The organism is Peteryoungia aggregata LMG 23059 (genome assembly GCF_030814435.1).
Lineage (GTDB): Bacteria > Pseudomonadota > Alphaproteobacteria > Rhizobiales > Rhizobiaceae > Allorhizobium > Allorhizobium aggregatum.
Genome location: NZ_JAUSUW010000002.1, coordinates 447,765 through 473,564, shown reverse-complemented (window position 1 = coordinate 473,564; position 25,800 = coordinate 447,765). Strand labels below are relative to the sequence as shown.

26 protein-coding genes and 1 tRNA gene are annotated in these 25,800 nt (G+C 61.3%); 17 read left to right on the top strand and 10 right to left on the bottom strand.

Annotated features, from left to right (window positions below):
• Positions 1 to 192: 192 nt before the first annotated feature.
• From J2045_RS05115 to pyrC, 9 genes are all read left to right on the top strand, one after another.
• Positions 193 to 1,218, top strand: coding sequence for a sugar ABC transporter substrate-binding protein (locus tag J2045_RS05115; RefSeq protein WP_307370111.1), 1,026 nt, complete (start codon positions 193 to 195; stop codon positions 1,216 to 1,218).
• 140 nt (positions 1,219 to 1,358) lie between these two features.
• Positions 1,359 to 2,441, top strand: a complete 1,083-nt coding sequence (locus tag J2045_RS05110; protein ID WP_307370063.1) for an ABC transporter permease — start codon at positions 1,359 to 1,361, stop codon at positions 2,439 to 2,441.
• Positions 2,441 to 3,223, top strand: coding sequence for an ATP-binding cassette domain-containing protein (locus J2045_RS05105; protein ID WP_166601719.1), 783 nt, complete (start codon positions 2,441 to 2,443; stop codon positions 3,221 to 3,223). The genes J2045_RS05110 and J2045_RS05105 overlap by 1 nt, the downstream gene beginning before the upstream one ends.
• Positions 3,220 to 3,843 (top strand): nucleoside triphosphate hydrolase, encoded by a 624-nt coding sequence (locus tag J2045_RS05100; protein WP_307370060.1) that lies wholly within the window; start codon positions 3,220 to 3,222, stop codon positions 3,841 to 3,843. Before J2045_RS05105 ends, J2045_RS05100 begins: the two co-directional genes overlap by 4 nt.
• Positions 3,844 to 4,045: 202 nt before the next feature.
• A complete protein-coding gene (locus J2045_RS05095) occupies positions 4,046 to 4,441 on the top strand; it encodes a response regulator (RefSeq protein ID WP_166601721.1) in 396 nt (131 codons plus the stop codon).
• A gap of 16 nt (positions 4,442 to 4,457) precedes the next feature.
• Entirely contained in the window at positions 4,458 to 4,952 is a 495-nt protein-coding gene (locus J2045_RS05090; RefSeq protein ID WP_307370057.1) for a putative pterin-binding protein, read from the top strand.
• Positions 4,953 to 5,017: 65 nt separating this feature from the next.
• Positions 5,018 to 7,210: an ATP-binding protein gene (locus J2045_RS05085; protein WP_307370055.1), complete on the top strand. Its 2,193-nt coding sequence runs from the start codon at positions 5,018 to 5,020 to the stop codon at positions 7,208 to 7,210.
• 17 nt (positions 7,211 to 7,227) lie between these two features.
• Entirely contained in the window at positions 7,228 to 8,313 is a 1,086-nt protein-coding gene (locus tag J2045_RS05080) for an HD domain-containing phosphohydrolase (protein WP_166601723.1), read from the top strand.
• 66 nt (positions 8,314 to 8,379) lie between these two features.
• The gene (gene pyrC, locus J2045_RS05075; protein WP_307370053.1) at positions 8,380 to 9,417 is read left to right on the top strand and encodes a dihydroorotase; all 1,038 of its coding nucleotides are present in this window, start codon (positions 8,380 to 8,382) and stop codon (positions 9,415 to 9,417) included.
• Between the two features lie 82 nt (positions 9,418 to 9,499).
• Here pyrC and J2045_RS05070 read toward each other — a convergent pair whose 3' ends face one another.
• Together J2045_RS05070 and J2045_RS05065 are read right to left on the bottom strand one after the other, a co-directional pair.
• On the bottom strand, positions 9,500 to 10,084 hold the full coding sequence (locus J2045_RS05070; RefSeq protein WP_307370051.1) for a ferritin-like domain-containing protein: 585 nt from the start codon (positions 10,082 to 10,084) through the stop codon (positions 9,500 to 9,502).
• A 125-nt stretch (positions 10,085 to 10,209) separates the two neighbouring features.
• On the bottom strand, positions 10,210 to 10,365 hold the full coding sequence (locus J2045_RS05065) for a DUF3096 domain-containing protein (protein WP_307370049.1): 156 nt from the start codon (positions 10,363 to 10,365) through the stop codon (positions 10,210 to 10,212).
• Between the two features lie 131 nt (positions 10,366 to 10,496).
• Between J2045_RS05065 and J2045_RS05060 the strand changes: the two genes are divergently transcribed.
• From J2045_RS05060 to J2045_RS05045, 4 genes are all read left to right on the top strand, one after another.
• A complete protein-coding gene (locus tag J2045_RS05060) occupies positions 10,497 to 11,189 on the top strand; it encodes an orotate phosphoribosyltransferase (protein WP_307370047.1) in 693 nt (230 codons plus the stop codon).
• Positions 11,190 to 11,266: 77 nt separating this feature from the next.
• Positions 11,267 to 12,193: a carbohydrate kinase family protein gene (locus J2045_RS05055; RefSeq protein ID WP_307370045.1), complete on the top strand. Its 927-nt coding sequence runs from the start codon at positions 11,267 to 11,269 to the stop codon at positions 12,191 to 12,193.
• Positions 12,194 to 12,353: 160 nt separating this feature from the next.
• The gene (locus J2045_RS05050) at positions 12,354 to 12,764 is read left to right on the top strand and encodes a hypothetical protein (RefSeq protein WP_307370043.1); all 411 of its coding nucleotides are present in this window, start codon (positions 12,354 to 12,356) and stop codon (positions 12,762 to 12,764) included.
• A gap of 95 nt (positions 12,765 to 12,859) precedes the next feature.
• A complete protein-coding gene (locus tag J2045_RS05045) occupies positions 12,860 to 13,165 on the top strand; it encodes a hypothetical protein (protein WP_307370041.1) in 306 nt (101 codons plus the stop codon).
• A 198-nt stretch (positions 13,166 to 13,363) separates the two neighbouring features.
• Here the strand turns inward: J2045_RS05045 and J2045_RS05040 are convergent, their stop codons facing one another.
• The 4 genes from J2045_RS05040 to J2045_RS05025 form a co-directional block, all read right to left on the bottom strand.
• A complete protein-coding gene (locus tag J2045_RS05040; protein ID WP_307370038.1) occupies positions 13,364 to 13,768 on the bottom strand; it encodes a PIN domain-containing protein in 405 nt (134 codons plus the stop codon).
• On the bottom strand, positions 13,758 to 13,988 hold the full coding sequence (locus J2045_RS05035) for an AbrB/MazE/SpoVT family DNA-binding domain-containing protein (protein WP_307370036.1): 231 nt from the start codon (positions 13,986 to 13,988) through the stop codon (positions 13,758 to 13,760). Before J2045_RS05035 ends, J2045_RS05040 begins: the two co-directional genes overlap by 11 nt.
• Positions 13,989 to 14,072: 84 nt before the next feature.
• Positions 14,073 to 15,701: a glucose-6-phosphate isomerase gene (gene pgi, locus J2045_RS05030; protein ID WP_307370034.1), complete on the bottom strand. Its 1,629-nt coding sequence runs from the start codon at positions 15,699 to 15,701 to the stop codon at positions 14,073 to 14,075.
• Between the two features lie 102 nt (positions 15,702 to 15,803).
• Positions 15,804 to 17,510, bottom strand: a complete 1,707-nt coding sequence (locus J2045_RS05025) for a long-chain fatty acid--CoA ligase (RefSeq protein WP_307370032.1) — start codon at positions 17,508 to 17,510, stop codon at positions 15,804 to 15,806.
• 284 nt (positions 17,511 to 17,794) lie between these two features.
• Here J2045_RS05025 and J2045_RS05020 point away from each other — a divergent pair, with 284 nt between their 5' ends.
• The gene (locus J2045_RS05020; RefSeq protein WP_307370031.1) at positions 17,795 to 18,187 is read left to right on the top strand and encodes a PRC-barrel domain-containing protein; all 393 of its coding nucleotides are present in this window, start codon (positions 17,795 to 17,797) and stop codon (positions 18,185 to 18,187) included.
• A gap of 233 nt (positions 18,188 to 18,420) precedes the next feature.
• On the opposite strand, the gene J2045_RS05015 is transcribed toward J2045_RS05020, so the two are convergent.
• The 3 genes from J2045_RS05015 to J2045_RS05005 all read right to left on the bottom strand — a co-directional run bounded on the left by J2045_RS05015 (position 18,421) and on the right by J2045_RS05005 (position 20,691).
• Positions 18,421 to 18,496: transfer RNA gene (locus tag J2045_RS05015), tRNA-Thr, on the bottom strand.
• 124 nt (positions 18,497 to 18,620) lie between these two features.
• On the bottom strand, positions 18,621 to 19,682 hold the full coding sequence (locus tag J2045_RS05010) for a DUF1176 domain-containing protein (protein WP_307370029.1): 1,062 nt from the start codon (positions 19,680 to 19,682) through the stop codon (positions 18,621 to 18,623).
• 49 nt (positions 19,683 to 19,731) lie between these two features.
• On the bottom strand, positions 19,732 to 20,691 hold the full coding sequence (locus J2045_RS05005) for an NAD(P)H-dependent flavin oxidoreductase (RefSeq protein ID WP_307370027.1): 960 nt from the start codon (positions 20,689 to 20,691) through the stop codon (positions 19,732 to 19,734).
• Between the two features lie 264 nt (positions 20,692 to 20,955).
• Here J2045_RS05005 and J2045_RS05000 point away from each other — a divergent pair, with 264 nt between their 5' ends.
• Entirely contained in the window at positions 20,956 to 22,134 is a 1,179-nt protein-coding gene (locus J2045_RS05000) for a hypothetical protein (RefSeq protein WP_307370026.1), read from the top strand.
• Between the two features lie 42 nt (positions 22,135 to 22,176).
• Here J2045_RS05000 and ppk2 read toward each other — a convergent pair whose 3' ends face one another.
• Positions 22,177 to 23,058: a polyphosphate kinase 2 gene (gene ppk2 / locus J2045_RS04995; RefSeq protein ID WP_307370024.1), complete on the bottom strand. Its 882-nt coding sequence runs from the start codon at positions 23,056 to 23,058 to the stop codon at positions 22,177 to 22,179.
• A 202-nt stretch (positions 23,059 to 23,260) separates the two neighbouring features.
• Here ppk2 and phoR point away from each other — a divergent pair, with 202 nt between their 5' ends.
• Entirely contained in the window at positions 23,261 to 24,517 is a 1,257-nt protein-coding gene (gene phoR / locus J2045_RS04990; RefSeq protein ID WP_307370022.1) for a phosphate regulon sensor histidine kinase PhoR, read from the top strand.
• A gap of 187 nt (positions 24,518 to 24,704) precedes the next feature.
• Positions 24,705 to 25,745 carry a substrate-binding domain-containing protein gene (locus J2045_RS04985; RefSeq protein ID WP_307370020.1) on the top strand — a complete coding sequence of 347 codons (1,041 nt, stop codon included), beginning with the start codon at positions 24,705 to 24,707 and terminating at the stop codon, positions 25,743 to 25,745.
• Positions 25,746 to 25,800 lie beyond the last annotated feature (55 nt).

Sequence of the window (25,800 nt, the reverse complement as noted above, 5' to 3'; positions counted from 1 at the left end):
TCGAAGAATGTCACACCAGTTTAATAATTCAACTGGATTTATTTATTGACAGCCGAAATGTTCTGATGTTCTAAATGTGCCCGTGGAGGAGTGGGATGCCTGATGGCACCCGATCGGATCGCCAGAGGGGCGGCCCGTGCCGACACGTTGCGGCCGGAGGAGCTGGCCGACACCATTCGGGAGGATACCAAATTGAAAAAGTCTCTGATCACTGCTGCCCTGTCGACCCTTGCCCTCGGCGTTGTTTTCGCCGCGCCGGTACAGGCAGCCGACGTTTCCGCCTGCCTCATCACCAAGACCGACACCAACCCCTTCTTCGTCAAGATGAAGGAAGGCGCGACCGCCAAGGCCGCTGAACTCGGCGTGACCCTGAAGGCCTATGCCGGCAAGGTTGACGGTGACTCGGAAAGCCAGGTTGCTGCCATCGAAACCTGCATCGCCGACGGTGCAAAGGGCATCCTGCTCACCGCATCCGACACCAAGGGTATCGTTCCAGCCGTCCAGAAGGCCCGCGATGCTGGCGTGCTCGTCATCGCCCTCGACACGCCCCTGGAGCCGATCGACTCCGCCGACATGACCTTTGCCACCGACAACCTTCTCGCCGGCGAGCTGATCGGCAAGTGGGCTGCAGCCTCGCTCGGCGACGCTGCCAAGGACGCCAAGATCGCCTTCCTCAACCTGACCCCATCGCAGCCGTCGGTCGACGTCCTGCGTAACCAGGGCTTCATGAAGGGCTTCGGCATCGACGTTGCTGACATCAACAAGATCGGCGACGAAACCGATCCGCGCATCGTCGGCCACGACATCACCAACGGCAACGAAGAAGGCGGCCGCACCGCCATGGAAAACCTTCTCCAGAAGGACCCGTCCATCAACGTCGTCCACACCATCAATGAGCCGGCCGCTGCCGGTGCCTATGAAGCTCTGAAGGCCGTTGGCAAGGAAGGTGACGTCCTGATCGTGTCGGTTGACGGCGGTTGCCCGGGTGTCAAGAACGTCAAGGACGGCGTCATCGGTGCAACGTCCCAGCAGTATCCGCTGCTGATGGCGGCTCTCGGCATCGAGGCCATCAAGAAGTTTGCCGACACCGGTGAAAAGCCGGCTGCTACCGAAGGCAAGAACTTCTTCGACACGGGCGTTGCCCTCGTCACCGACAAGCCGGCTGCTGGCGTCGAGTCGATCGACACCACCGAAGGCATGAACAAGTGCTGGGGTTGATCTGAGCCTCCTGCGCCTGAACTGAAACGCCGGCGGGAGCTTGTCTCCTGCCGGTAGGCGCAACGCCCGGCCTTGCGCGGCGGCAGGCCGGGCGTATCCTTCATGTAAAAATTTGAGACAAACGGCAGGGAGGATGACCCATGCAGCCGGCCAATCCCGAAACGCGCACTCCGCAGGAATTTGAGAAAGTCCTGTCGTCGAGCTCCACGCAGGTCGCCTCTTTCGACCGCCACGAGCGCACGCTGTTGGAGCGCTTTCAGCATTTCCTTCATTCCAATCCGGCCGCCGTGGCCCTGATCGTCCTTGTCGCGTCGATCGCCGCATTCGGCCTCATTCTTGGCGGCAAGTTCTTCTCCGCCTTCACCCTGACCCTCATCCTGCAGCAGGTCGCGATCGTTGGTATCGTCGGTGCGGCGCAGACACTGGTCATCCTGACGGCGGGCATCGACCTGTCGGTTGGCGCGATCATGGTCCTGTCCTCGGTTGTCATGGGCCAGTTCGCCTTTCGATATGGCCTGCCGCCCGAACTGGCGGTTTTTTGTGGCCTGGGTGTCGGCGCGTTCTGCGGTTTCATCAATGGCCTGCTCGTCTCGCGCATGAAGCTGCCGCCCTTCATCGTCACGCTGGGCATGTGGCAGATCGTGCTCGCCACCAATTTTCTCTATTCCGCCAATGAGACGATCCGCAGCCAGGACATCGACGCCAATGCGCCGATCCTGAAATTCTTCGGTGAAAACCTCCGCCTTGGTGGCGCCGTGCTGACCTATGGCGTTGTCGCCATGGTGCTGCTGGTGGCCATCCTCTGGTACGTGCTCAACCACACCGCCTGGGGCCGCCACGTCTATGCCGTCGGCGATGACCCGGACGCGGCAGAACTCGCCGGCGTGAACGTCAAGCGCATGCTGGTCTCCGTCTACACGCTCTCGGGTCTGATCTGTGCCTTTGCCGGTTGGGTCCTGATTGGCCGTATCGGCTCGGTATCGCCGACAGCCGGACAGTTTGCGAACATTGAATCGATCACGGCCGTGGTGATCGGCGGCATCTCCCTCTTCGGCGGGCGCGGTTCGATCCTCGGCATGATCTTCGGCGCCTTGATCGTCGGCGTGTTCCAGCTTGGTCTGCGCCTGATCGGCACGGATCCGCAATGGACCTATCTCTTGATTGGTGTGCTCATCATCGCTGCCGTTGCAGTCGACCAGTGGATCAGAAAGGTAGCAGGCTGATGACCCAGGAACCCATTCTCACCGCCCGCGGTCTGGTCAAGCGTTACGGCCGGGTTACCGCCCTCGACAATGCCGACTTCGACCTCTATCCGGGCGAGATCCTCGCGGTCATCGGTGACAACGGTGCCGGCAAGTCCTCTCTGATCAAGGCGATCTCGGGCGCTGTCACACCGGATGAGGGCGAGATCCGTCTCGAAGGCAAGCCGATCAACTTCCGCTCGCCGATCGAGGCCCGAAAGGCCGGAATCGAGACTGTCTATCAGAACCTCGCGCTGTCGCCGGCGCTGTCGATCGCAGACAACATGTTCCTTGGCCGCGAGCTTCGCAAGCCGGGCGTCATGGGCAGCCTCTTCCGCAAGCTTGACCGTCCGGCGATGGAGAAGATCGCCCGCGACAAGCTCTCCGAGCTCGGCCTGATGACCATCCAGAACATCAACCAGGCAGTCGAGACACTGTCGGGTGGTCAGCGCCAGGGCGTTGCCGTTGCCCGTGCAGCGGCCTTCGGCTCGAAGGTCATCATCCTCGATGAGCCGACGGCGGCACTGGGTGTCAAGGAAAGCCGCAAGGTTCTAGAGCTGATCCTCGACGTTCGCTCGCGCGGTCTGCCGATCGTTCTGATCAGCCACAACATGCCGCATGTTTTCGAGGTGGCGGATCGCATCCATGTCCACCGTCTCGGAAAGCGCCTCTGCGTCATCAATCCGAAGGACTATACCATGTCGGATGCCGTCGCCTTCATGACCGGCGCACGCCCGGCGCCCGAGGTCGGGCAGGCCGCATGAGCCCTGCTCTCGACGACCTGCTCTCGGAAATCGAAAGGCGGGCGCATGGCAGCGCCCGTCTGCTCGTCGCCGTGGCCGGCCCTCCCGGCGCCGGCAAGTCGACACTGGCCGATCGCCTGCACGCGCTCCTCGCAGACAGGGGACTGCGCAGCGCCGTCCTGCCGATGGACGGCTTCCATCTCGACAACGCAATCCTCGAAGAGCGAGGCGATCTCGCACGCAAAGGCGCTCCCCACACCTTCGATGTGCGCGGCCTTGCAGACCTGCTGCGCGCAGTCAAGTCTGGCGGCGAGGTCTTCGTGCCTGTCTTCGACCGTGCCCGCGAATTGGCGATCTCCGCCGCCCGCTGCATCACGCCGGACGACCGCATCGTCATTGCAGAAGGCAATTACCTGCTGCTCGATCAGGGCAGGTGGGCAGGCCTCTCGGATCTCTTCGATCTCACCGTCATGGTCTCCCCGCCGATCGCCGAACTGGAACGCCGGCTGCAGGCACGCTGGACCCATTATGGTCTCACTCCGGCACAGATTGAAGCGAAAGTCGAAGGCAACGACCTGCCCAATGGCAGGCTGGTCATCGAGCGCAGCCGCACTGCCGATTTCACCTTCGACCTGCTCTGAATGTGCCTTCTTCGGGGTGTAGTCGGACCTCCGAAAATTATTAAGTTCTAATTAAATGCATCATCGCTAAAATTGTACCGGTTTGGTTCAGCCAATTTCAGCCTCCCCCTGATACAACTCCTCCATGAAAGGTTAACGCAGCACCCGCCGTGCTGACAGGGCGCCTCGAAGCCTTGAGCGGCGTGTTGAAAGGGGGAGTGAAATGGCCATTTTGATTGTCGAAGACAATCCGACCAACGCGATGATCATCAAGCATCTCGCGAAAAAGGTGACGGTCGAAGAGATCAAGGTCGCCGGTGACGGAAACACGGCACTCATGCTGTGTCATGCCGAAAACTTCGAAATGCTGATCGTTGATCACATGCTGCCTGGTATGTCCGGGATTCAGTTCGTCAAGGCCGTACGCCTGATGGATCGCTACAGCGACGTACCGGTCGTCATGGTAACGGCCGATGACGAGCCGCGGCTGCGCGAAGAAGCGAAGGCGGCCGGGGTGACGGACTTCCTGCACAAGCCGGTCGAAGCCGTCGCGTTCCGCAAGCTGCTGGCCGACCATCTCGGGTCGACTGCGGTCCATCCTGAACTTCGCTCTGCCTGAGAAAGGGACGAAAGCCATGAAGAGCATTCTCGTTGCGCTCCTCGCGAGCGTCGTTTCCGCCACGTGTGCGCTCGCTCTCGATGCCCCCACAGGACCTGTGATCCTGACCGTCAAGGGCAAGATCTCCAACACCAATGCCGGCGACACTGCCCAGTTCGACATGGCCATGCTGGAAAAGCTGACGGGCCGAAAGGGCGAAATGGAAACGCCGTGGACTGAGGGTAGAGTGACCTTTGAAGGCCCGCTGCTGCGCGAAGTCCTGGCTGCGGTCGGTGCGACCGGCACGAGCCTCAAGGTCCGTGCCCTGAACGACTACGCCGCTGACGTGCCGGCGGAAGACGCCAAGCTCGATACCATCCTGGCCACGAAGCTTGACGGCAAGCTGATGTCGGTTCGCGACAAGGGCCCGCTGATGCTGGTCTATCCCTTCGATCTCGATGCCGACCTATACAATGAGAAGTACTTTTCGCGCTCGGTCTGGCAGATCAAGGAAATCGAGGTCGGTCAGTGACATTGACGGGAGCAACAGCGCGGAAATTTGCAGGCGGAGGCACGGTTGCCTTTGTCCTGCAGACCGTGTCTGCTGTGCTCCTGCTCGTCCTTCTGGTTCTCTTTGTCGATATCGCACGCCAGTATCGTATCATGGAAGATGGCGTGCGTGAGAACTCGCTCTGGTCGGTTTACCAGCTGGATCGGGAAGTGCGCCAGCTCAGCCACAGCATGGCAAATGTGCGCCGTGGCGAACAGAACCCGCAGATGCTCGATGAGCTGGCCCTGCGTTACGACATTCTCTATTCCCGGACGGCGATTCTCGATCAGGCGAAATTCGGCGCCTATTTCTCCGGGGACGAGAAGATCCGCAGCTATATCGATGGAATCACCGAAGCCGTCCAGGCAGCACAGCCGATGTTCGATGCCTATGCTGCAGGCACGCCGCCGGCAGCTGAACAACTTGAGCGGTTCGAGACGTCCCTTGTTCCCATGAGCCGGGCAGCCGAAGACTTCTTGCTTTATACCAACACCCGCGTGAGCCACGAGCGTGCGGAAAGCCGCTCGACGATCCTCGACCTCGAGCGCACCTCCACGGTGATGCTGAGCCTGCTGATGGTTTCGGTGGTCTTTCTGGTCGTGACCCTCAACCGCCAGCTCCGCTCGGTCCGCCAATCGAGCCACGAACTCCAGGTGATGGCGACGCAGCTGAGCGAGGCTTATGAGGCGGCCGATGGCGGCAACCGGGCCAAGTCGCAGTTCATGGCGACTATGGGGCATGAGATCCGCACGCCGCTCAACGCGATCCTCGGTATGTCCGAACTCCTGGAGCTTTCCGAGTTGCCGGATGATGCGCTGTCCAGCGTCAAGACGATCCGGTCTTCCGGTGAGGCATTGCTGGAGATCATCAACGAGATCCTTGATTTCTCCAAGATCGAGCACGGCAAGCTGGAACTGGAGGAGCGAGCCTTCGACGTCTGTGCGCTGGCCGAAAGCACCGTCAGCATCATCAGAGGTCGCGCGGACGACCACGGGAACACCGTGATCCTCGACCTGCCGGACTCGCTCCAGGCCCTATACGTCAAGACCGACCCGACGCGCCTGCGCCAGGTTCTGCTCAATCTGCTGTCCAACGCCGCCAAGTTCACGCATCAGGGCACCGTGACCCTGCGCCTGCGCGACTTCTACCGCGAAGGCAAGCTGATGATCCGCTTTGAGGTGGAAGATACCGGTATAGGCATCGATGAGGCCGGGCTCGACAAGCTGTTCAAGCCCTTCTCCCAGGTCGATGCCTCGATCAGCCGGCGCTATGGCGGCACGGGCCTCGGGCTCACCATCTGCAAGCAGATCGTCGAGAAGCTCGGCGGCGAGCTCGGCATGAGCAGTACCGTCGGCGTGGGCTCCATCTTCTGGTTTGAACTGGGTGTCGTTCCGGTGAGCCGTGAGGAAGCCAGCGGTCTCGCTGCCAAGGTTGTCGCCGAAGAGACGCTGCCACGCTGCCGCATCCTGCTGGTGGAAGACAACAAGGTGAACCAGATCGTCGCCACCCGTTTTCTCGCGCGTCTCGGTCAGGATGTCGAGATTGCCAATGACGGCGCCGAAGCGGTTTCGATCTCCCGCGGCCAGGCCTTCGATCTGATCCTGATGGACATGCAGATGCCGGTGATGGACGGCATTGAAGCGACGAAGCGGATCATCGCCGAAGGCGGTCCCTCGGCGGAGGTGCCGATCATCGCGATGACGGCCAACGCCTCAGACGATGACCGTCGCCGCTGCCTCGACGCTGGCATGAAGGGTTTTGAATCCAAGCCAGTCACATTGGAAAGATTGCGAAAGATGATTGCTCACGCCACGTCTTCGGCTCGCGAGACCGCGCCGACACCGGCAACGACGACAGCCCCGCAGAAGCTGGAATTGCCTGAACTCGATCTGGATGGCATGCCGCTTCAGGCTCTGCCGGGCCTTGGCATCGAGGGGCTGGACGAGGCCCGTCATGCTGAACTCGTCGAAGCGCTGGGCGAGGAGGTCTTCCAGGAACTGGTCGAATCCTTCTTCGACGACGCGACCAGCCTGCTGGACGAACTGAACGAGGCGCTCCGCCGCAACGACCCGGACAAGATCGACCGCGTGCTGCACACGATCAAGGGGGCCGCCTCCAATGTCGGTCTCAACGATCTCGCCGTGAAGGCTCACGCCCTGCGCAGCCAGACACCGGCACCTGCAGATATCGAAATGCTCGGCGAGGAAATCCTCGCTCTCAAATTCAAACTGGTTGCCTGAGAAGCAAGGAGGCGTTCATGCGTATTTTGTTGGTGGACGACAACAGCACCAATCTGAAGCTCCTGACGAAGCTCGTCGGCAAGCTCGACAATTGCGAGGCACTGCCCTTCGCCAGCCCCGACGCCGTGCTCTCGGCCCTGCCGGAGCTCGATTTTGATATTGCCATCATCGATTACCAGATGCCGGTCTATAATGGCGTCGAGCTCTATACCGAGATCGTCCGCTTCGACAAATATGCCGAGGTCCCCGTCATCTTCGTCACCGCCGACAAGGACATGACGACCCGCATGGCGGCTCTTAACGCCGGTGCGATCGACTTTCTCACCAAGCCGGTGAACCCGGTCGAGTTCCAGGCGCGCGTGCAGAACATCGTCAGCCTTGCGCGCGCGCGTCGCCAGCTGGCCGACCAGGCCGAATGGCTGCGCCGCGAGGTCGAGCGTGCTGTGGGCGAGCTGCGTGAACGCGAGCAGGAGATTATCCACCGGCTGACGCTGGCGGCAGGTTACAAGGATCCGGAAACGGCGCGCCACACGCTGCGCGTGGCATCCTATTCCGAAGCCATCGCCATCGAGCTCGGCCTGTCGCAGCAGCTCTGCCACGACATTCGTCTGGCAGCCCCGATGCACGACATTGGCAAGGTCGCCATGCCCGACACCGTTCTGTTGAAGCAGGGTCGCCTGACGGAGGCGGAGTATCGTCAGATGCAGGCGCATGCCGAAATCGGCAGTGACATTCTCGGTCGTTCGCATTCCTCGCTGCTGCAGCTCGCTTCCGAGATCGCCGCCAGCCACCACGAGCGTTGGGACGGGCAGGGCTACCCGAACCGCCTGGTCGGGACCGCGATCCCGATCTCCGGCCGCATCGTCTGCATAGCCGACAACTTTGATGCCCTGACCACCGAGCGCCCCTACAAGCCGGCCTGGAGCTTCGAGCGTACCGTCGAGCACATCCTGGGCCGTGCCGGCACCCAGTTCGATCCGGATTGCGTGGCGGCCTTCGAACGCGCGCTGCCGCGCATCCAGGCGATCATGGAGCAGGATCGTCGCGAACAGGCGGAAGAGGCGGAGAAGACGGTCGTTTCGGCGAACGAACGGGTCGCCTGATCCTTTGATCCTGCGGGATGGACATGCTAAGGGCGGCGAGTTCTCGTCAAGCCGGAGGCTCGCCCCATGTCATCCCTCACAATCCGCCGCCCCGACGACTGGCACCTTCATCTGCGCGATGGCGCCATGCTGGAGGGCGTGATCGGCGACACCAGCCGGCACTTTGCCCGCGCGATCATCATGCCGAACCTCGTGCCGCCAGTGGTGACGACAGAGGACGCGCGCGCCTATCGCGAGCGGATCCTGAAGGCGGTTCCATCAGGCGACCGCTTCGAGCCGCTGATGACGCTCTATCTCACCGAGCACACCAATCCCAATGACGTGGAAGAGGGCAAACGCTCAGGTCTGATCACGGCGGTGAAGCTTTATCCGGCCGGTGCCACGACCAATTCCCATGGCGGCGTGCGCGACATGGAAAAGGCCATGCCCGTGCTCGAGCGCATGGCCAAGGTCGGCCTGCCGCTCTGCGTGCATGGCGAGGTGACGACGCCCGAGGTCGACATCTTCGACCGCGAAAAGGTCTTCATCGACACGGTTCTCGACCCGCTGCGCCGTCGCCTGCCGGAGCTGAAGGTGACCATGGAGCACGTGACAACCGAGGACGGCATCCAGTATATCCGCTCCGCCGAGCGCAATCTTGCCGGCTCGATCACCACCCATCACCTGATCATCAACCGCAACGACATTCTCGTCGGCGGCATCCAGCCGCATTACTACTGCCTTCCTGTCGCCAAGCGCGAGAACCATCGCCAGGCGCTGCGCAAGGCGGCGGTCTCCGGCGATGCCAGGTTCTTCCTAGGCACCGACAGCGCGCCGCATGTCGACCCGCTGAAGGAATGTGCCTGCGGCTGCGCCGGCATCTACACCTCGATCAACACCATGAGTTGCCTTGCCCATGTCTTCGAACAGGAGAATGCGCTGAACAAGCTGGAAGCCTTCACCTCTCTGAACGGCCCGGCCTGGTATGGCCTGCCGGCAAACGAGGAGACCATCACGCTCGTCAAGCGAGAGGCGCCGGTCGAATTTCCGGTCAAGATCTTCACCGGTGCAGGTCCGGTGACCGTGTTTGATCCGAAATTCCCTCTGCATTGGGACGTCGCCTGACGCGCCTGGCCCCGCCGATTGTCTGCGGGGCCCTCGTTCCGGATATTGCGTCAGGCCGCGTCTTTCGGGACGGAACGGGACGTCAGGGCTGGCTGTGACCCATGCCGCTCCCCATGCCGCTCCCCATGCCCTGGCCGTTTCCATGGCCCTTTCCCTGCCCGTGACCGGCAGCGCCGTTTTCGCCGCCACAGCGCTGGAATGCGGGAAGATGCTTGTTCTCCGAGGCGTCGCGCAGCGCAATGAAGACCGCAGTGATGTCGTCATGGCCGACAGCAGCCGGCAGCAGGGTCTTGCCGTACAAGTCGCGGTTGGCAATCTCGGCCTCCACGCCCATGGCGCAGGCCTCGGCCAGGGTCTCCGGCACGGCGGCGCGCATCGCGTCCGATCCGAGATTGGGATTGCTGCCCGCTTCAAGGCCGTAGGTTTTCATGACCTGTCGGAGTAGCTCTGCGTGATGCTGCTCGGCGACGATAATGTTGCTGAACGGGCGAACCTCGCCGAATTTCTCCATGACGGCCGCGTAGAAGGCCTCTGCATTATGCTCGTCGGCCAAGGCCATGAAGAGCGCGTCACGGGTGGCTGGCGGTAGATCCGCAGCGGAGGCCGGTTGCATCAGTGCCGGCGTCGCCACAACGAGGCTGGCGAGAAGGAGGAGGGAGGGGCGCATTGGGTTTCCTTTCAGGATGGCTTCTTGATACATAAAGATAATCATATGTATTGAGAAAAACCGAGTGAATTCCCGGTAACCTCGTGTCCATCTTCCCGTCATTTTCGCCGATCGTCGGGCATTCCTCAGGTCCCGAGCGAGCCGAGTTGCGGCCAGAGGCCAAGCACGCCGATGACGATGAGATAGATCGCGACGACATAGTTGAGCAGGCGCGGCATGATCAGGATTAGGATGCCGGCGATCAGCGCGACGAGCGGCTGGATGATGAGGGCGTTGTCCATGGGAAATGGTCCTTCGTGGGTGGCGAGCCGTAAAGATCTGTCGAGGCGGCATTGTTCCAATGCCGTGCCATCTGGCGGGTCGCATCGCTTGCTGCTATTGCGCTTTGAGCCATATCTGACAGGAGCGCGCCATGATCCAGACCCCCTTCACCGACCCCGCCGTGATGGCAGAACTCGTGGCGAAGATGCTCTGGGAGATCAAGGCGGTGCATTTCAATGCGGCCGAGCCCTACAAGCTCTCGTCTGGTATGCGCAGCCCCGTCTATATCGACTGCCGCAAGCTCCTCTCCTATCCGCGCGTGCGCTCCGCCGTCATGGATTTCGCCGCAGCGACACTCATGCGCAATGCCGGCTTCGAGCAGTTTGACTGCATCGCCGGCGGCGAGACGGCGGGTATCCCCTTTGCTGCACTGCTCGCCGATCGCCTGGGCCTGCCGATGATCTATGTGCGCAAGGCCCCCAAGGGCCATGGCCGCAATGCCCAGATCGAAGGCCATATGCCGGAAGGTGCGCGCGTGCTCGTCATCGAGGATCTGACCACGGCTGGCGGCAGCATGTTCAAGTTCATCGATGCGATCAGGGCTGCTGGCGGCATGGTCGACCATGGCATCGCTCTGTTCTTCTATGGCATCTTCCCCGAAGCCCAGCAGCGCTTCGATGACGGCAAGGTGAAGCTGCATTACATCGCCACCTGGCGGAACGTCCTGGCCGTCGCCCGCGAGCAAAAGCTGTTCGACGAGAAGACCCTGTCGGAAGTCGAGGCCTTCCTCGATGCGCCGCTGGAATGGTCGGGTCGCAACGGCGGAGTTTCGTCGCTCGCCTGAGCAAATGCTCACGGTCGCACTGGAAATCCGGCGCGACTTGGTTTAAATCGATTGAAACTGATGTCTGGGAGGTCGAGATGATCCTGTGTTGCGGCGAAGCGCTGATCGACATGTTGCCACGCGAAACCACGCTCGGCGAGCGGGCCTTTTCGCCCTATGCCGGCGGCGCGATCTTCAACACGGCGATTGCGCTCGGGCGCCTCGGCATCGACACCGGCTTTTTCACCGGCCTCTCCGACGACATGCTGGGGGACATCCTGCGCGACGCGCTGAAATCCTCTGGCGTCGATTACAGCTATTGCGCCACGCTTTCGCGTCCCTGCACGATCGCGCTGGTCAAGCTCACCAACGGCCAGGCATCCTATGCCTTCTATGACGAGAACACGGCAGGCCGGATGATCACCGAAGCCGATCTGCCCAAGCTCGATGACAGCTGCGAGGCCCTGCATTTCGGCGCGATCAGCCTGATACCGGAACCCTGCGGCTCGACCTATGAGGCGCTGATGACCCGCGAGCACAAGACCCGAGTGATCTCGCTCGACCCGAACATCCGCCCGGGTTTCATCAAGGACAAAGCAGCACACCAGGCCCGCATCGCCCGCATGGCCGACATGTCCGACATCCTGAAATTCTCCGACGAAGACCTCGACTGGTTCGACCTGTCAGGCAGCCAGGACGAACGCGCCGCCTACTGGCTGACGCGTGGCGCCAAGCTCGTGGTGCTGACCAAGGGCGCGGAAGGGGCGACCGCCTATACCGCTGGCTTCAAGGTCTCGGTGCCCTCCAACAAGGTCGACGTGGTCGACACCGTCGGCGCCGGCGACACCTTTGACGCGGGCATTCTGGCTTCCCTGAAGCGTCAGGGCCTGCTGACCAAGGAGAAGGTCGCGACGCTGTCGGAAGAGGCGGTGCGCCAGGCGCTGACGGTTGGCGCGAAGGCGGCAGCCGTCACCGTCTCGCGGGCAGGGGCCAATCCGCCGACGGCGGCGGAGATTGGGTTCTGAGTTCTAGGCGAGCCGGGGACGGCCTAGTACTTCTTAACTTTTTCCGTGCCGGTGGCGGTAGAAGTTGATGCGAAGGCTGCGGCTGTCACGGTGCAGCGGCTTGGGTCAAACCTGCGACGTTGGCGACGATCGGATCGAGGTATAGCGACTGTGATACCCAATGAGCTTTTGGGGTGGGGTCACGAGCCATTCAGAAGGCGCGGCTGAAATGGGTGGAAACTGTGCGGAGACCGTGTCTGATGGGGCGGCGGCAGGCATTTCATTTCACGAATCGACGGTATCAGCCTTTATCAGGCGAGGCCCCTATATCGATTTGTGCCTTGACGATGTCTTAATCAATGGGGTCAGGGCTCGGGTAAAACTGAGCGTTTCCTCCGTTTCAAGTATTCTGGTTGACGGTGAGCCGAATGATGGTGAGTTGATGGTGGCACCAGATGGGGAGATCCTTATGCTGGAGTTAAGCAAACACTGCCTAGCTGTTGTGGTGGAATGGAACTGCTTTTCCTCAAGCATCAGTTTTACTCGATCATATAAAATCGAAGGTGAGGATGTATTGATCGCCAAAATCTGAGATTAGGCATTGCCCGCACTTTCGCCGCCATTGCCGAAGTGCAGGGATGGACGCATTTCAATTCCCACGGTGTGACTGCAAACGGATCAAGCTCGATGCATCTTGTCGCCATGAAGATTTTGGGTAGCGTGTTCCGTGTGGAAGGGACCCCTTGGGACTATAAGAACCACTTGCGACCTCTGGCGCAGGGAATCGAAGGCTTTGCAACCTGCGAGGTCGTTTTGCCGGATCCAGATGGGGTGCTCACCACGAGACCGCAGCCTGCAGAATTACACTTCTATCGCATCGTGCAGCTGCATGACTCTGTCGAAGAAATTGATCTTTACGACGGCCCTAAGCTGATCCTCAAGTTCCGGCCACTTACTCTTGCAGATTTGGAGGCTGAGAACGGGACAGCCTGACAACTGACCTCTCTTCAGATTGACTGCCGTATCGGCAACTATGCGCCAAAAGCAGTCATTCGCATTGTGGTCATTGCAGTTCTCGGAGGTCCTCCGTATCGCGGGCAGCGGGCAACCCGCCGACGGCGGCTGAGATCAGGTTTTGAGGTGAGGGAGGCGAGATCCCCTCACCTTCCGCCAGCTTCAATCCTCCCGCCTTCACGCTTGGCCGAACGGATTGACGATGCGCAGGCGGTTATCGATGACAAGGCCGTCCTGCATGTCTTCTGAGATCAATGTGTCGCACTCGGCCAGAAGTGCGGCGGCAACGATCATCGCATCATAGATGGAAAGGCCGTAGCGCTCGGAGACCCGAAGTCCTGTTTCGTGTGTCGCCTGCGTGACCGGTTCGACTGTCAGCAAGGCCCGGATCATGTCGAGAAACACATGGGTGTCCGACCAGGACATCTGGATCTTCCGGCGCAGCACATTGGCGATTTCGTTGAGCACCTGAACGCTGATCGTGCCGCCTTGGCCAAGGACGGCCTCCGCCCGATCGGCTTTCTGGGCATCGCCGGAGGCGAGGTAAAGCAGCAGGTTCGTATCGAGGAACCTACCGCCCATTCGCCTCATCCCGGTCGAATTTGAAATCAGCCGGCAACCGGCCCCGGAAGGCTCGAAGGCGCTCTAGAAGATCCTCAGGCGTGGGTTTGCGCGCTACATCGAACTCGCGCCAGTTTGCGGCGCGAATTTCGATATCATCGCCTTCCTTTAGATTCAGCGCTTCGACCACGCTGGCGGGGAGGCGCACCGCAAGGCTATTGCCCCATTTGGCGATCTGCATGGTGGACTCCGAAGATATACTTCCAGCACAACGTATATCAATTCGGAGGCGTCATCAAGCAAACTGCCCGATTACAGGCGCTCCTCACCCCATCTTCCGTTCTGCCAGCGCCGACACCAATCCCGCCGTCGAGCTGTCATGCCCGGTCGCCGCCACTTTCCCCTGCACCACCGGCAAGAGCCCCGTCGCCAGTTCCTTGCCGAGCTCCACGCCCCACTGGTCAAACGAATTGATCCGGAAGATTACGCCTTCGACGAAGACGCGGTGTTCGTAGAGCGCGATCAGGCGTCCCAGCGTAAACGGGGTCAGCTGCTCATAGACGAAGGTGATCGACGGGCGGTTGCCGGAGAAGACGCGGTGCGGGGCGAGGAAATCGGCTTCTTCGTCCGGCACACCCTTCGCCGTCAGCTGGCTCTTCGCTTCCGCAAGGGTACGGCCCTTCATCAGCGCTTCCGACTGGGCCAGGCAATTGGCGATCAGCAGTTCGTGCTGGTGGCGCAGCTCCGGCTCGAAGCCATTGGCGGCGATCAGGAACTCGGCCGGGATGACGCTCGTGCCCTGGTGGATCAGCTGATAGAAGGCGTGCTGGCCATTGGTGCCGGGTTCGCCCCAGACGACGGGGCCGGAGGCCCCCTGGACCGGCTTGCCGTCGATCGTCACGCTCTTGCCGTTCGATTCCATGTCGAGCTGCTGCAGATAGGCCGGGAAGCGCGACAGGCGCTGGTCATAGGGCAGGATTGCGCGGGTCGCGTAGTTCAAAACGTTGCGGTGATAGACGCCGAGCGCGCCGAGCAGCATCGGCAGGTTCTGCCGGAAGGGCGCCTTGCGGAAATGCTCATCCATTGCATGGCCGCCAGCGAGGAAATCGCCGAAATTGTCTGGGCCGATCGCGATCATCAGCGGCAGGCCGATCGCCGACCAGATCGAGTAACGTCCGCCGACCCAGTCCCAGAAGCCGAAGACGCGGGCTTGATCGATACCGAAGGCGGCGACCTTGTCGAGGGCGGTCGACACAGCGCAGAAATGGTGGCCAACGGCGGCTTCCCCCAGCGCATCGGCGATGAAGGCGCGCGCCGTCTGGGCATTGGTCATCGTCTCGATGGTGGTAAAGGTCTTGGACGCCACGATGAACAGCGTGGTCTCAGCATGGAGCGTCTTCAGCGTGTCGGCGATATGCGCGCCGTCGATATTGGAGACGAAATGCAGGCGCGGGCCGTCATGGAAGGGCGAGAGCGCCAGCGTGGCCATCACGGGACCCAGATCCGAGCCGCCAATGCCGATATTAACGACATCGGTGATGGCCTTGCCTGTCGCGCCCTTCATCTCGCCGGAGCGAATGCCATCGACAAACTTGCCCATGGCGTCGAGAACGCCGTTCACGTCAGGCATGACGTCACGGCCATCAACGATGACGGGGCGGTTGGAGCGGTTGCGCAGCGCGGTGTGCAGCACGGCGCGGCCTTCGGTGAAGTTGATCGGCGCGCCCGAAAACATTTCGTCACGCTTTTCGGCGACGCCAGCCGTCACCAGCAGCTGCTCGAGCTGATCGAGCACCTCGTCATTCACGGCGCATTTGGAATAATCCATCAACAGGTCGTCGAGCGAGGCGGAAAAGCGGCTGAAACGCTGCGGATCGGCGGCAAAGGCTGCGCGCAGATCCTCGGCATGGGTGGCGGCGACCGTGCTCGTCAGTGTGTCGATGATGGATTGCATCGGAATGTCCCTGGTTCGACGATGATGTCGGGGACCTTATTAGCGACTTGAGACGGGATCAAGACGAAGGGGAGGCTAGAGCCTCCCCAAATTTAAATCGATTTATTTTCCGTCGCGCAACTCGCGCCGCAGGATCTTGCCGACATTGGTTTTCGGCAGCTCAGTGCGGAACTCGATATAGCGCGGCCGCTTGTAGTTGGTGAGGTTGGCGGCGCAATGGGCCTTCAGCTCGTCGATGGTGAGGTTCTCGTCCTTCTTCACCACGAAGAGCTTTACCGCCTCGCCCGAATGCTCGTCCGGCACGCCGACAGCGGCGCATTCCAAGACGCCGGCATGCATCACGGCGACTTCCTCGATCTCGTTCGGATAGACGTTGAAGCCGGAAACGAGGATCATGTCCTTCTTGCGGTCGACGATCTTCACATAGCCGCGCTCGTCCATCAGGCCCATGTCGCCGGAGCGGAAGAAGCCATCGGCGCTCATCACCTTGGCCGTCTCTTCCGGGCGCTGCCAATAGCCGGCCATGACCTGCGGGCCACGGATGCAGATTTCGCCCACTTCGCCGACCGGCAGCGTGTTGCCGTCCTCGTCGCGGATCTCGATATCCGTCGAAGGCAGGGGCAGGCCGATCATGCCGGAGAATTCACGGGTGTCGAGACGATTGACAGTGGCAACCGGCGACGTCTCGGACAGACCGTAACCCTCAGTGATCGGACGACCCGTCATCTCCAGCCAGCGCTCGGCCACCGGCCGCTGGATCGCCATGCCGCCGCCGAGCACCAGCATCAGCGAGGAGAAGTCGATCTTCTTGAATTCCGGGTTGTTCATCATCGCGTTGAACAGCGTGTTGAGACCCGGGAAGACATGCGCCTTGAAGCTCTGCAGCTCCTTGATAAAGGCCGGGATATCACGCGGATTGGCAATCAGGAGGTTATGGCCGCCAAGCGCCACGCCCATCAGCGAATTCACCGTCAGCGCAAAGATGTGGTAGAGCGGCAGCGCGCAGACGAAGTTCAACACATCGGGCTTCGAATGCCCTGCGAAGGCGGCTTCGAGCCACAGCGCGATCTGCTGCTTGTTGGCAAGCAGATTGGCATGCGTCAGGGTCGCGCCCTTTGAAACGCCGGTCGTGCCGCCGGTATACTGCAGGAAGGCGACATCACTCGACACCACGTCGACCGGCTTCAGCGACAGCTTCTCGCCTTCGGCCAGCATCGCCCTGAAGCCCGTGTGGCCCGGGATCGACCATGCGGGTACGAGCTTCTTCACCTTGCGCACCACGAGATTGACGATGTGGCCCTTCAAGCCGAGCATGTCGCCCATGGCGCAGACCACCACATGCTTCACGTCTGTGCGGGCCACCACCTGTTCGACCGTGTGGGCGAAATTTTCGAGCACGATGATCGCCTTGGCGCCGGAATCCTTGAGCTGGTGTTCCAGTTCGCGCGGCGTGTAGAGCGGGTTGACGTTGACCACGGTCATGCCGGCCCGAAGGATACCGTAGACGCTCACCGGGTTCTGCAGGATGTTCGGCGTCATCACGGCGACGCGGTCACCCTTCACCAGTCCCTTCGCCTGCAGCCATGCGCCGACCTTGCGCGATTGCTGCTCAAGCTCGCGGAAGGTCATGCCGCGGCCCATGCTGGAGAAGGCGAGGCGATCGGCGAATTTCGCGCAGCTCGCCTCGAAAAGCGCGCCGAGCGATGCATGGGCATGCGGCGCGATCTCGGCCGGCACGGCGGCCGGGTAGGAATTGACCCATATCTTCTCGGCGGCGCGGCCGCTGAGGCGGCTCAGAGTTTCCGTCATGTAGTCCTCCCGAAATCATTTGTCTGCTGTGCACGCCCTTCCGGGGCAGGTTCCTCCTCAGGTCCCGAAAGCTTATGCTTTCACATCGGCAGTGCAAGTGCCCGGACGCTATATAACCTTGACGTAAACGTCAACAATTGCGTCGATGCCTGATGCCTGATGCCTGATGCCTGATGCCTGATGCCTGATGCCTGATGCCTGATGCCTGATGCCTGTTGAGGGGGAACCATGACGCAGCCCCACCGTTAAGCTCCCATCGATGAACAACAGAAGGAGAATGACGAATGCGACAGGAAAATCGTGCCACCACCGGCCAGGATCCCTATGTCAAGGACACGGCGAGCCTGATTGCCAGCGACAAGGTAGAAGGTACAGTCGTCTACGGCCTCGACGGCGAGCGCATCGGCTCGATCCAGCGCATCATTCTTGAAAAGCGCGGCGGCCGCGTCGCCTATGCGGTCCTGAGCTTTGGCGGCTTCTGGGGCATCGGCGACGACTATTACCCGCTCCCCTGGGAAAAGCTGACCTATGACGAAAGCCTCGATGGCTATCGCATCGATCTCACCAAGGAACAGGTGGAGGCCGCACCTCGCTACAAGGACGACAGTGAGGACTGGTACCGGAACAACGGTCGCTCGGTCTACGACTACTATGGCGTCCCGCCCTACTGGATCTGACCGCTCCGGTCATCCAGTGACGATCGAAGGGCCTCGCAATGCGGGGCCCTTTTTCATGCGCAGCATGCGGAGGACTTTGAAAGTGGACGGCAGCGTAATCGCGCTGCAGCAGGAGAGACGTCAATCAACCCGCCCGAGCCCGTACTAAAGTTTACGGCACTCGCGCCCGACGGCGCTCTTGGCACAGAAAGCCCTGAGGGGGAAGGGGAGCTTGATGAAACTTGGTTGGAAAATGGTGCCGCTTGCAGGACTCGAACCTGCGACCCCATCATTACGAATGATGTGCTCTACCACCTGAGCTAAAGCGGCCTACGCTGGACAAGGAATATCCCTGCCGCGTTTGGTGAGGGGCTGATACAGGGATTGCCTGCTGATTTCAAGACGCATTTCGGCGGCCGGGGAAAAATTCCGCGGCCGCCTGCAGGGTTCGGCGTTACTTGAGCGGCCAGGTCTTTGGCCAGTCTGCGATCTCAAAGTCCGCGTTTTCGTCGATCTGATCGGGGCAGTCCCTGTACTCTTCCTGGATGAGAACGAGTTGCGGGCCTGTAAAGCCTTCCTTCAGCGTCCATTTACTGACCGTCCCGCAATCGCCAACACCGCGGCCCTTGAAGAAGGCCGAGAAGGTCCTTGTCTCGTAGTCATAGCTGAGGTTGAAGGCAGAGGCGGCGGCACTCGGTGCGCCGTCCAGCATGGTCGGGAAGCCGAGCGAGCTGACCGTGCCATAGCTGTCGAGGAAGACGGCATAGGCCATGTTGTAAGCGCCGCCGAGGCCGCAGGGCGTGACGTAGAGGGTCTGTTCGTCTGCGAGTTGGTGAGCAAGCGCATTGCCATCCAGCATGCTCTCCTCGGTGTCGGCACATTCGCCGCCCGCCGCAAAACGCGGGCTCAGACGGTCCGGGAAATCGGCAAAACGACTGAGGTCGCGGACGGGCGGGGCTGGGTTTGGAACCTTTTCGCCAGGGGAAACCCAGGCATCGGTGTGACCGATGCGTTTCTGATACTCATCGACAAAGAGCAGGCTGGCGGCCGCACCCTCAAGGCCGATCTCGCCTTCAACCGAGGTCGCACCCCGGGTGATCACGACCCTGAGGGCCGTACCGTTCTTCAGCGATGTGATGAAGCCGTTCCCGATGAAATCGCCGGACAGCCGCAAGGCCCAGCCGCCGGGCTCAAGCGTGATGTCGGCGGCGGAAATCGCAATCGGCTGGCCACCATCGACCGTCAGGGTCGCGCTGAAATCGCCGCTCCCCTCATCGAGGACTGAAGCACCGGCATAAACGACCAGCGTTGCCGGGGCATCCGGACCGCCAGACCGCTGCAACTCAAAATGTCCGATCTCGCGACCGGCGTTGAACTGTCGCATGGTGCAGGAGAGTGCCTGGCTGCACAGAACCTGCCAGGACTTGAAATCCCTCGAGGCGCCGTCTCCGGCAAGCGTGGAAAGCGTGCTGCCGACGAGCGCGGCAAATGTGAGGCTCAGAACAGGTAGGCGCATGACGAGGTCCCCGCAAAACGATTCTGCGGGGACGCTAGCAGGGGTGGCTTCAGCCGCAAATCGCCTTTTTTGCGTCTAAATACTCGCGCTCCAGCCGATCCACGACGGCTGCAACCGGCTCGACCGCCTTGACGGCCCCGATGCCCTGACCGCAGCCCCAGATATCCTTCCAGGCCTTGGCGCCTGTGGTCGCCTTGTCGAAGTCCATCTTCGAGGGATCGGCAACCGGCAGATTGTCGGGATCCATGCCGGCAGCAATGATCGACGGCTTCAGATAATTGCCGTGGATGCCGGTGAAGTAGTTGGAATAGACGATGTCGTTGGCATGGGCGTCGACGATCGCCTGCTTGTATTCGTCAGAGGCGCGCGCCTCTTCCGTCGCGATGAAGGGCGAGCCGATATAGGCCATGTCGGCGCCCATCGCCTGAGCCGCAAGCACCGCACCGCCATTGGCGATCGCGCCGGCCAGCAGCAGCGGACCGTCGAACCATTCGCGGATTTCCTGAACAAGCGCAAAGGGCGACAGCGTACCGGCATGGCCGCCCGCGCCGGTGGCAACCGCGATCAGTCCGTCTGCGCCCTTGCGGATCGCCGAATTGGCGTGGCGGTTGTTGATCACGTCATGCAGCACGATACCGCCATAGGAATGCACGGCGGCATTCACCTCCGGCACGGCGCCGAGCGAGGAGATGACCACAGGCACCTTGTACTTCACACACATCATCAGGTCGTGCTCGAGCCGCTTGTTCGACATGTGCACGATCTGGTTGACGGCAAAGGGGGCGGCCGGGCGGTCAGGGTTCTTGGCGTTGTGCGATGCGAGCTCTTCTGTGATTTCCGCAAGCCATTCGTCGAGCTGCGCTTCGGGGCGGGCATTCAACGCCGGAAAGGAGCCGACGATGCCGGCCTTGCATTGGGCCAGCGTCAGCTTCGGATGCGATATGATGAAGAGCGGCGAGGCGACGACGGGAAGCCTCAGATTGTCTTTCAGGATCGACGGCAGGGCCATGACTTCACCTCCCATGAAGTTTACGTTTACGCAAACGTCAAATATCAGATCCTTCGCCGCGAGGAAAGCGGGTGCATGCCCGATCTGCCAGGCTCAGGGATCCGACGCAGTTCCTCTGTATTGCCAAAACTTCCGGCCTCATTCCTGTGTTTATTGCGCTCCATAGCGATCTTCCGGGCTTGTGCTGGAAAAATCGAGCGTTTACCGAATCTAAACGATGATGACGATGTGGCTGGGGCGACCCCAAAAGGAGTATGGCGGCCAATGAGCGGATTGGAAACAGCCATCAGGAACGCCCTCGAGCGGTCGGACCGTGGAAGTGCCGAAGCGCGTGCCCGCGTTTACCAGTCCGCCCGTCAGGCCCTCGAAACGGGTCTGCGCAAGCAGAACATTGATGATCCCGAGGCGGTGAACTACCAGCGCCGTCGGCTGGAGGCCCTGATACATGCCATCGAGCTTGAGGAGCGCGCACGCCTCGAAGTCCAGCCTGAGCCTGCATCTGTGCCTGCGCCTCCCGTTGCTCCGTTGCCGCGCGTCGCGCCGGAACCGATGGTGTCTGCGCCGGCAGAGCGCCGCGCGGGCCGTGTCGAACCCGGTTTCACCTCTGTCGAGCCTGCGAGCCGATCGCCACAGCCGGCCCGTGAACCATCCTTCGAGGATGACATGCCCATCGCGCCGCAAGCCGATCGGGATGCTCATGCCGATGATGAGGGTCCGATGCCGGACATGCGCTCCGAGCGTCCCGCCCGACCGCCGCGTCGCCGCCGCGGAATCGTCGCCCGGATGATGATCATGTCGGTCTTCCTGGCGACACTCGGCATCGCTGCGTGGTGGGTCTATTCCTCGGGTCTGCTTCTGTCGGATGCAGAGCGCGACACCTCTGTGCCGAACCCGCCGCCGCGCGCCGAGGCGGAGGATTTTTCCGGCACCCCGGAGGCCGGTACGGGCGAGACCCCGCGCGGACCGCAGGCGCTTGATACCCGCGGAGGCTTTTCCGACGACTGGATCGATGTTTTCGGGCCGCAGCAGGTTTCCGCCATCCGCCCACGCGCAAATGCCCTGGTCGATATCATCACGGCGAGCGATGGAAATGCAGTACAGATCGTGTCGCGTAGCGGCGATGCGGCGGGCGCTGTCGAGGTGACCGTTCCGGCAGAGGTACTGCGCGAGATGGCCGGCACCACCTCGACGATCGCCCTCACAATGCAGTCGACCGACGACGAACCGGTTCAGATATCAGTCGAATGCGATTTCCCGCGCATGGGGGACTGCCCCCGCCACCGATTCACGGTCAACCCACAAAAGCTCGATGCCCTGTTTCGTGTCACCTTCGACAACGGTATGGCGCCGTCCTCGCCGGGGCGCCTGCTGATCAATGCGGACGTTTCGGGCGGCGGTCGCGGCGTGAACCTATACGCCATCCGCGTGTTGCCAGGGCAGTGATAACGGGCGGGGTTCCGGCTGGAGCAAACCAGCCGGTCTCGATCAGCTGAGAAAGTCCGGGCCGCTGCCGATGATCTTCTTGTCCAGCTTGCCAATCTTGTCCGGATCCTTGCCCTCGTAGTCCAGTGACAGGAGCATGTGCCGGATGAGGTTCAGCCGGGCCCGTCGCTTGTCGTTGGCATGCAGCACCGTCCAGGGTGCCCGCTGGGTGTGGGTTTCCTTGAGCATGCGGTCGCGCTTCTTCGTATAGTCGTCCCACTTGTCGAGCGCCGCAATGTCCATCGGCGAGAGCTTCCAGCACTTCAACGGGTCGTGCCGACGATCATGGAAGCGCTTGAGCTGCATCTCCCGGCCAGTATCGAGCCAGAACTTGAAGAACCGGATGCCCTCCTGCTCTATCAGCTTCTCGAAGCGCGGCACCTGCTCAAGAAAGCCTTCGTATTGTGCAGGCGAGCAAAAGCCCATCACAGGTTCGACACCGGCCCGGTTGTACCAGGAGCGGTCGAACAGTACGAATTCGCCGGCCGTTGGAAAATGCGAGACATAGCGCTGGAAGTACCATTGGCCGCGTTCGGTTTCCGTCGGTTTTGTGAGTGCGACAACCCGGGCCGTGCGGGGGTTCATGTAGGACAGGGTCGCATGGATCGCGCCGCCCTTGCCCGCTGCGTCTCGCCCCTCGAGCAGTGCCATCACCCTTTCGCCGGTCTTCTGCATCCAGAACTGAACCTTGACGAGTTCGATCTGAAGCTGCGTGAGCTCCTCGTCATAGTCCTTCTGGGAGAGCTTCTTTTCGTAGGGAAATCCGCCTGACTTCAGGGCGTGATTTTCGATCCAGTCGGGCAGATCAGGACGATCGATGTCATAGATCTGCTGCTTGCCCCCGATCGTCAATGTAACTGCCCGGCTCTCCGTCTGTGCGTCCATCCTCATCCCCTGTTCTGACGTCGCTTTGCGATGTTGCTACTTGAGACCAAGCGGAAATGAAGTTCAAGCGTCTCTGTTTCGACGCGACCTTTCTCAAGTGGCGGGGATAATCCAAGCTGTACAATGGCAGAGCCGCGCAACTTCTGTCATGAATCGCGGCTATCAGGCTTGAAGAATGACGAGGCGGAGTGCGCGACGCGCTATGACAGACGACAAGGGCGGCGGTTGGCGCAACGACCTGAGGCGGGTTTTCTCCGCCTGGATCCATATTCTGGCGGCGGCCGCGCTGGCACTGGGGGCATGGGCGACCGGTGCTGCTACCGGCTATGCCGTGGTCCTCTTCCTCCTGCTTTTCCTTCTTGTGGTCTTTCGGCAATTGCCTGTGGATGAGGAGCCGGTGGTCGCCGCTCCCGTTGTTGCGACACCCGAACAGCCGGTGGATTCGCTGCCGATGGTCCTCGCCTCGCTCGATGCGATCGACATGCCGATCTTCGTCTTGAACGCCGAGGCCGAACTCATCGCCCAAAACGGGGCCGCCGACCATGTGTTCGGCAGCCTCGCGGTCGGCTTGCATGTCTCCACGCGCTGGCGCTCGCCCGGCATCCTCGACATGATCCGTGAGACGATCGAGACCGGCGCACCGAACCAGATCGAGCACTCCGAACGCCTGCCCTCGGAAAGGGTCTATATCGTCCGCGTCGCCTGCGTCCTGTCGGACGAGACGAATGCGACGCCTTATTTCCTCCTGTCCTTCCGCGATATCTCCGAACTGCGCCGACTGGACCGGATGCGCAGCGACTTCGTCGCCAATGCCAGCCACGAACTGCGCACACCGCTCGCTTCGCTGCGCGGCTTCATCGAGACCATGCAGGGCCCGGCCCGCGACGATGCGAAGGCCAAGGATCGCTTCCTCGCCATCATGCTCGATCAGGCGAACCGCATGAGCCGTCTCGTGGACGATCTCCTGTCTTTGTCGCGGCTCGAGCTCAAGGCGCATCTGCCGCCTGACCAGAAGGTGGAGCTGGCGCCAATCCTCGGCCACGTGCGCGACAGTCTTGCACCGCTCGCCGCTGATTTAGGTGTGGAGATCAAGCTCGATTTGCCGGAGGCGAAGATCGAGGTGATGGGCGAACGGGACGAACTGGTGCAGGTCTTCGAAAACCTGATCGAGAACGCCTGCAAGTATGGCCAGGACGGCAAGGTGGTCGAGGTGTCGCTGCGGCAGGAGCCGGGCGGGGCGACGGAGGTCAGCGTGCGCGACCACGGTCCGGGCATCCCGACCGAGCATGTGCCGCGCCTCACCGAGCGCTTCTACCGGGTCAATGTCGAGGACAGCCGGTCGAAAAAGGGGACCGGTCTCGGCCTTGCAATCGTCAAGCACATCCTCACGCGCCACCGCGCTCGCCTGATCGTGAAGTCCGAGCTCGGTGCCGGGAGCGAGTTTACCGTCCGTTTCTGACATGAAACCGCAATCTTCAAGCGGACCGGTTTCGCAACCAATTGTTTTTCAATGATTTTAATTGTCACAAATGTTTCACTGAACTGACATAAAAGCGTGAGCCTAGAGCCGCTAGAACGCACCTGCCGCTGCTCGGGAGATGCAGCAACGGCCGCAAAGACACACAAGCCCATTCTGGGAGATGATCATGAACGCTCTGAAACTTTCCGTAGCTGCCTTGGCGGCCTCTGTGGCCTTCGCCGGCGCTGCCATTGCCCGCGACCAGATCCAGATTGCTGGTTCCTCCACGGTTCTGCCTTATGCCTCTATCGTTGCCGAAGCCTTCGGCGAAAACACCGACTTCGGAACCCCGGTCGTTGAATCGGGCGGCTCTGGCGCCGGCCGTAAGAAGCTCTGCGAAGGCGTGGGCGAGAACACCATCGACATCGCCAACTCTTCGTCGCGCATCAGCAAGTCCGACATCGAGCTCTGCAAGACCAACGGCGTGACTGACATCCAGGAAGTCCGCATCGGTTACGACGGTATCGTCTTCGCATCCGACATCGCCGGTCCGGAATTTGCCTTCACCCCGGCCGACTGGCACAATGCTCTCGCTGCCAAGGTCGTCAAGGATGGCCAGCTGGTTGACAATCCTTACAAGAACTGGAACGAGATCCGCGCCGACCTGCCGGCTCAGCCGATCCTCGCTTTCATTCCGGGCACCAAGCACGGCACCCGCGAAGTGTTCGACACCAAGGTTATCGAAGCTGGCTGCGAAGAGAACGGCACCCACGAAGCTCTCCTGACCGCCAACAACGGCGACAAGGATGCCGCGAAGAAGGGCTGCATGGCGCTGCGCACCGACGGCACGTCCGTTGACATCGACGGCGACTACACCGAGACGCTCGCTCGCGTTGACGCCAACAAGAACGGCATCGGCGTCTTCGGTCTCTCGTTCTACCAGAACAACACCGACAAGCTGCGCGTAGCCACCATGGGCGGCGTTGTTCCTTCGGTTGAAACCATCGCCAAGGGCGAGTACCCGGTTTCGCGTCCGCTGTACTTCTACGTCAAGAACGCACACCTCGACGTCATCCCTGGCCTCCAGGAATACGTAGAGTTCTTCGTTTCTGACGAAATGGCTGGCCCGGATGGTCCGCTTGCTGCCTACGGCCTCGTTTCCGACCCGGAACTGGCTGCAACGCAGGCAGCCGTCAAGGCTCGTACGCCGATGGCGCCCCTGAACTAATCTGATCGAGCGACCGGCGGCACGTTTCGTGCCGCCGGTTTCTTTCTGTTGGGGA

Coding starts and splice junctions, on each gene's coding strand:
- J2045_RS05110 (WP_307370063.1), top strand. CDS start 1,359: ATGCAGCCGGCCAATCCCGAAACGCGCACTCCGCAGGAATTTGAGAAA.
- J2045_RS05105 (WP_166601719.1), top strand. CDS start 2,441: ATGACCCAGGAACCCATTCTCACCGCCCGCGGTCTGGTCAAGCGTTAC.
- J2045_RS05100 (WP_307370060.1), top strand. CDS start 3,220: ATGAGCCCTGCTCTCGACGACCTGCTCTCGGAAATCGAAAGGCGGGCG.
- J2045_RS05095 (WP_166601721.1), top strand. CDS start 4,046: ATGGCCATTTTGATTGTCGAAGACAATCCGACCAACGCGATGATCATC.
- J2045_RS05090 (WP_307370057.1), top strand. CDS start 4,458: ATGAAGAGCATTCTCGTTGCGCTCCTCGCGAGCGTCGTTTCCGCCACG.
- J2045_RS05080 (WP_166601723.1), top strand. CDS start 7,228: ATGCGTATTTTGTTGGTGGACGACAACAGCACCAATCTGAAGCTCCTG.
- pyrC (WP_307370053.1), top strand. CDS start 8,380: ATGTCATCCCTCACAATCCGCCGCCCCGACGACTGGCACCTTCATCTG.
- J2045_RS05070 (WP_307370051.1), bottom strand. CDS start 10,084: ATGCGCCCCTCCCTCCTCCTTCTCGCCAGCCTCGTTGTGGCGACGCCG.
- J2045_RS05065 (WP_307370049.1), bottom strand. CDS start 10,365: ATGGACAACGCCCTCATCATCCAGCCGCTCGTCGCGCTGATCGCCGGC.
- J2045_RS05060 (WP_307370047.1), top strand. CDS start 10,497: ATGATCCAGACCCCCTTCACCGACCCCGCCGTGATGGCAGAACTCGTG.
- J2045_RS05055 (WP_307370045.1), top strand. CDS start 11,267: ATGATCCTGTGTTGCGGCGAAGCGCTGATCGACATGTTGCCACGCGAA.
- J2045_RS05050 (WP_307370043.1), top strand. CDS start 12,354: ATGAGCTTTTGGGGTGGGGTCACGAGCCATTCAGAAGGCGCGGCTGAA.
- J2045_RS05045 (WP_307370041.1), top strand. CDS start 12,860: ATGCATCTTGTCGCCATGAAGATTTTGGGTAGCGTGTTCCGTGTGGAA.
- J2045_RS05040 (WP_307370038.1), bottom strand. CDS start 13,768: ATGGGCGGTAGGTTCCTCGATACGAACCTGCTGCTTTACCTCGCCTCC.
- J2045_RS05035 (WP_307370036.1), bottom strand. CDS start 13,988: ATGCAGATCGCCAAATGGGGCAATAGCCTTGCGGTGCGCCTCCCCGCC.
- pgi (WP_307370034.1), bottom strand. CDS start 15,701: ATGCAATCCATCATCGACACACTGACGAGCACGGTCGCCGCCACCCAT.
- J2045_RS05025 (WP_307370032.1), bottom strand. CDS start 17,510: ATGACGGAAACTCTGAGCCGCCTCAGCGGCCGCGCCGCCGAGAAGATA.
- J2045_RS05020 (WP_307370031.1), top strand. CDS start 17,795: ATGCGACAGGAAAATCGTGCCACCACCGGCCAGGATCCCTATGTCAAG.
- J2045_RS05010 (WP_307370029.1), bottom strand. CDS start 19,682: ATGCGCCTACCTGTTCTGAGCCTCACATTTGCCGCGCTCGTCGGCAGC.
- J2045_RS05005 (WP_307370027.1), bottom strand. CDS start 20,691: ATGGCCCTGCCGTCGATCCTGAAAGACAATCTGAGGCTTCCCGTCGTC.
- J2045_RS05000 (WP_307370026.1), top strand. CDS start 20,956: ATGAGCGGATTGGAAACAGCCATCAGGAACGCCCTCGAGCGGTCGGAC.
- ppk2 (WP_307370024.1), bottom strand. CDS start 23,058: ATGGACGCACAGACGGAGAGCCGGGCAGTTACATTGACGATCGGGGGC.
- phoR (WP_307370022.1), top strand. CDS start 23,261: ATGACAGACGACAAGGGCGGCGGTTGGCGCAACGACCTGAGGCGGGTT.
- J2045_RS04985 (WP_307370020.1), top strand. CDS start 24,705: ATGAACGCTCTGAAACTTTCCGTAGCTGCCTTGGCGGCCTCTGTGGCC.